Genomic DNA, 5,118 nt, shown 5'->3' on the forward strand with positions numbered 1-5,118 from the left:
GAATTGAACTATTATAAAACCCGCGATGGGCTTGAACTGCCTATGACGGTGACTCTCCCTTTAAATTTCGATCCCACAAAGAAATACCCGGTTTGGATTAGTGTGTACGGCGGTCCTGATGCAGGAACTGTTTACGATAGATGGAAAAGTCCCCTTGGACTAAATTATTGGTGGGCAAAAGAAGGCATAATTCAAGTTGCAATTGATAATCGGAGCGCCGGCCATTTAGGCAAAGTTGGTATGGATTTCATCTACAAAAAGATGGGTAAGTACGAAATCGAAGATTACATGGACGCTGCGACCAGTCTCAAAATAAAACCCTACGTGGATGGCTCGAAAATCGGTATAACCGGCGGCAGTTTTGGTGGATACATAACCGCTATGGCTTTAACGTACGGCGCGGACGTTTTCACCCATGGAATAGCAAATTATTCGGTAACTGATTGGGGACTATACGACACTCACTATACTGAGCGCTTTATGGGTACTCCAAAAAACAACTCGGAAGGTTATAAGATAACATCTCCGCTCACGTATGCGGATAAGCTAAAAGGCACTCTAAGAATTGTACATGGCACCATGGATGATAATGTTCATATGCAAAACAGTATACAGTTTGTGAACAAGCTTCAGGACCTGAATAAACATTTTGAATTCATGGTATATCCCGGCGAAAGACATGGATGGGGCGGTTTGAAGGCAAGGCACAACACACAGGAAGCAGTAAGATTTATGTATACGCACATATTGGAAAAACCTTTACCCGCGGAATTTCCGGAGTATTGGAAGTAGTCCTGGTATTCATCGGATTACTGAGTAAATCAATTGAGATGGGTAGTCGTTTTCACCAGGCCCTTATCGCCCACAGCACATTTTGAAACTTAGCCGCATAAAAAAAATCCCTCTGCTTTAACAAAGGGAGTTAATTATAATTATTAAATGGGTTAAGCTAGCTGCTTCATCAATTTTTCTGCTAGAACAGATTTAGGCACTGCCCCAATCTGCTTGTCTACAATTTCACCACCTTTAAAGAACAATAAAGCAGGGATATTGCGAATACCAAATTTCATAGAGATCTCCGGATTATTATCAACGTTTACTTTTCCTATAACGGCTTTACCTTCATATTCCTTAGCCAATTCTTCAACGACCGGACCAACCATACGACATGGACCACACCATTCCGCCCAAAAATCAATTAATACCGGTTTGTCGGATTTAAGCACTAACTCTTCGAAGTTTGCATCTGTTATTTCTAATGCCATGATTCTATTATTTACAGTTTATAATCAAATATACTATTCAATATTCCTGCCACAAATCAGCTCTGCTAATGTGACACTAATTCAACTTATACCTTACCCCCATAAGTTTCGATATATCTTCCAGAAATTCATTGCTTGGGCTTATCTTTAGTGTCTTGGATGGCATCTCTAAAGTTGTTTCTTCGTCATAGTCCATGATCATGAATTTAAGCTGACAATTCCTTACAGGATTTTGTTCTGAGTTAGTCTTAACAATCTCGTCTATCCTTTCCATAAACCCTTGAGAAACCTCAGTTAAAGGCAATTGGATCGTAAGACATTTTGACATTTTGTCCCTAAGCTCTGAGAGCAGGACTATACTATTCACTTTAAACTCCCAATTATCTTTCTGCTTAAATCTCTCGGTAACCAGCCCCCTAACCTGAATAAAATATCCCTCGTTTAGGTACTGTTTAAGCTTTACATAATCTTCACCAAAAAGAACTACCTCGAAGGTGTCACCGTAATCCTCGAGCATAAAAGAACCAAAAGGCTTACCCGTTTTAGTTGTCCTGTGGCTGCTGGCAGAAACCAGCCCGCCAATAATCAAATCACGGTTACTGATCTTTTTAAATTCCTCCTGATCTTCTGGCAGTGCTTCTGCACTTTTCATCCTGTTGATCAGGCTGAGATGCTTAACCTGATGTGAACAGAAATTATCAAGCTCAAATTTGTAGTTATCCAAAGGATGTCCGGTCAGGTATATCCCGATAGACTCCTTTTCATATTTGAGTTTTTCTATCAATCCCCACTCATCGCATTCCGGCAAAACAGGTTCAGTAATTTGGGCGTCTGATGTTCCGCCGAAGAGCGATGCCTGAGACGAGTTCAGATTGTTCTGAAAGTCATTTGTATATTTTACCAGTCTTTCTATACCGTTATATAAACTCGCGTCAGGCTTATGAAAAAACTGAGAACGTTTAAATCCGAAACAATCAAACGCACCTCCGTAAACAAGGTTCTCATAAACCTTTTTACTTACCGACCGTGAATTGGTCCGTCTGGAAAAATCGTAAATACTCTCATAAATTCCGTTAGCAGTTCGTTCCTCAACAATACTTTCAACGGCTTTTTCACCTACCCCTTTCATACCAGACATTCCGAATCGTATTTCACTCTTATTATTCACGGTGAAGGTCAATTCAGATTCATTAATATCAGGCCCAAGAACCGGGATCCCCATTCGTTTACATTCCTCCATAAAGAAGGATATTTTATCAATGTTGTTTTGGTTGTTCAAAACAGCCGCCATGTATTCAGCAGGATAGTTTGCTTTAAGGAAGGCTGTTTGATACGCGACAAAGGCATAGCACGTAGAGTGCGACTTGTTGAATGCATATTGGGCGAAGGCTTCCCAATCGGTCCAAACTTTCTCAGCGACCTTAGCATCATGGTTATTTGCTTTACAGCCGTCCATGAATTGAGCCTTCATCTTGTTCAGAACCTCGATCTGCTTCTTACCCATCGCCTTTCTCAAAACGTCGGCATCGCCCTTGCTGAAGCTAGCAAGCTTTTGAGATAAAAGCATCACCTGCTCCTGATAGACTGTAATGCCGTATGTTTCTTCAAGATGCTCCTGCATGTCCTGAAGGTCATAAGTGACATCTTCCCGTCCATGCTTTCTGGAAATGAACTTAGGGATATACTCCATCGGTCCGGGCCGATAGAGGGCGTTCATTGCAATGAGATCTTCGAATTTATCTGGCTTGAGCTCTCGCAGATACATCTGCATGCCATCGCTTTCAAACTGGAAGGTACCGTTTGTATCGCCCCGCTGATAGAGGTCAAATGTCTTTGCATCTTCGAGCGATATATAATCTATATCGATATCAATATTGTGATTCTGCTTGATAAGCCGAAGGGCATCTTTGATGATGGTCAGGGTTTTTAACCCAAGGAAGTCCATCTTGATTACGCCGGCATCTTCTATAACTCGTCCGTCGAACTGCGTTACAAGAAGATCAGACTCTTTGGATGTTGCGACAGGGATGATATCAGTCAGGTCATAAGGGGCTATTATTATACCGGCAGCATGGACACCAACATTTCGCACGGAACCTTCCAGGATCAATGCTTCCTTTAAGACTTTGGCTTGAGTAGTTTTCCCTTCTTCAAGTATACTACGCAGCATTTTAATATTTTCAAAGTCCTCCGGATTCTGCTCCTTTTTAACGGTTTCAATCGGGGCTGTCATTACCTGAACCAGGCTCGTACCAGGCCTGTCTGGAACAAGCTTGGCAAGCATATTAGATTCGGCCAACGGCAGATCAAGCACCCTCGCTACGTCCTTAATACTGGATTTTGCAGCCATTGAACCATAAGTAATGATCTGCGCTACCTGGTTTTTACCGTATTTGTCGACAACGTAATCAATCACCTTCTGGCGGCCTGCATCATCGAAATCCGTATCAATATCGGGCATTGATTTACGGTCAGGGTTTAGGAAACGCTCGAAAAGCAGATTATACTTTATCGGATCAATATTTGTTATTCCAATACAATATGCGACTACAGAGCCGGCCGCCGAACCCCTGCCCGGTCCGATGAATACTCCCAGATCCCGGCCAGCTTTAATAAAATCTGCTACGATCAGGAAATACCCGGCGAAACCCATTGTTCGTACCGTAAAAAGCTCAAAATTAAGCCTTTCTTCAACTTCAGGACTGATATCACGGTAACGCGCTTTGGCACCTGTAAAAGTTAGATGCTTCAGATACTCCCACTGATTCATATTTTCAGCTTCAGGCCCGGAATGGATCTTGAACTCATCCGGGATGGGGAAATTGGGAAGCATAATATCTCTTTTCAGCTGAAGATGCTCAACCTTATCTACGATTTCATTAGTGTTATCCAGAGATTCAGGGAGATCATGGAAGAGCTGTCCCATTTCCGCCTGACTCTTAAAAAAGAATTGGTCGTTCGGAAAACCGAAACGAAAGCCCTTTCCTCCTTCTTCATCTGTAGCTATTGGGGTGCTTTGCATATCCCCGGTGTTTACGCACAGTAAAATATCGTGGGCATTGGCATCCTGCTGATCTACATAATGAGAATCATTCGAACAGATAACCTTTACATTGTATTTCTTGGCAAACCCCAGCAGGACTTCGTTAACCACTAGCTGTTCTGGAATATCATGGCGTTGCAGCTCTATGTAGTAATCTTCACCAAAAAGATCAAGCCACCATTTAAATTCAGTTTCAGCTTCCTCTTCTCCCTTTTTGAGAATAGTTTGGGGAACAGAAGCGCCAAGACAACAGGTTGTTGCTATTAAGCCTTCGTGATATTGAAGAATTAATTCTTTATCAATCCTGGGCCATTTGCTGTACAGGCCCTCCATATACCCCAGGGAGCATAATTTCACCAGGTTCTTATATCCCTGGGCATTTTTTGCAAGCAAAAGCTGATGAAACCGCTGATCCCGCTTTTCTTTGGTGAACTGTTTTATATGCCTGTCGTTAACCAGATAGAATTCACATCCTACGATTGGCTTTATATCATGTTTCCCGGCCTCCGCGACAAACTTAAACACACCGAACATGTTTCCATGATCGGTGATGGCCATAGATTTCATATCGTCAGCTTTAGCTTTTTTGAAAAGGCGCGAAATATCGGCAGCCCCGTCGAGAAGTGAAAACTGGGTATGAACGTGGAGGTGAGAAAAATCAGGCATACATTAAACGAAATGAATAACAAATTTACAAATCTTTTAAGCGGTGAATATGCTTGTGGAAAAGTAAAGGATAAGTTTTCAATCCCTCTGCACGAACCAAGAGGAGCTTCTGTGCTGTGAATAACAAACACAATATAATTATTA

Annotated in this window: 3 protein-coding genes; 1 reads left to right on the forward strand and 2 read right to left on the reverse strand. The window is 42.0% G+C overall.

Annotation, left to right across the window (positions count from 1 at the left end):
* Window positions 1-792: prolyl oligopeptidase family serine peptidase (locus tag WKF69_RS18515; RefSeq protein ID WP_340383868.1), on the forward strand; the 792-nt coding region annotated here is incomplete at its 5' end.
* A gap of 152 nt (window positions 793-944) precedes the next feature.
* Here the strand turns inward: WKF69_RS18515 and trxA are convergent.
* A complete protein-coding gene (trxA, locus tag WKF69_RS18520) occupies window positions 945-1,265 on the reverse strand; it encodes a thioredoxin (RefSeq protein ID WP_340383870.1) in 321 nt (106 codons plus the stop codon).
* A 76-nt stretch (window positions 1,266-1,341) separates the two neighbouring features.
* Window positions 1,342-4,974: a DNA polymerase III subunit alpha gene (gene dnaE, locus WKF69_RS18525; protein ID WP_340383872.1), complete on the reverse strand. Its 3,633-nt coding sequence runs from the start codon at window positions 4,972-4,974 to the stop codon at window positions 1,342-1,344.
* Between the last annotated feature and the right edge of the window lie 144 nt (window positions 4,975-5,118).

It is taken from the genome of Daejeonella sp. (assembly GCF_037719425.1).
In the GTDB taxonomy this organism is placed as follows: Bacteria; Bacteroidota; Bacteroidia; order Sphingobacteriales; family Sphingobacteriaceae; genus Daejeonella.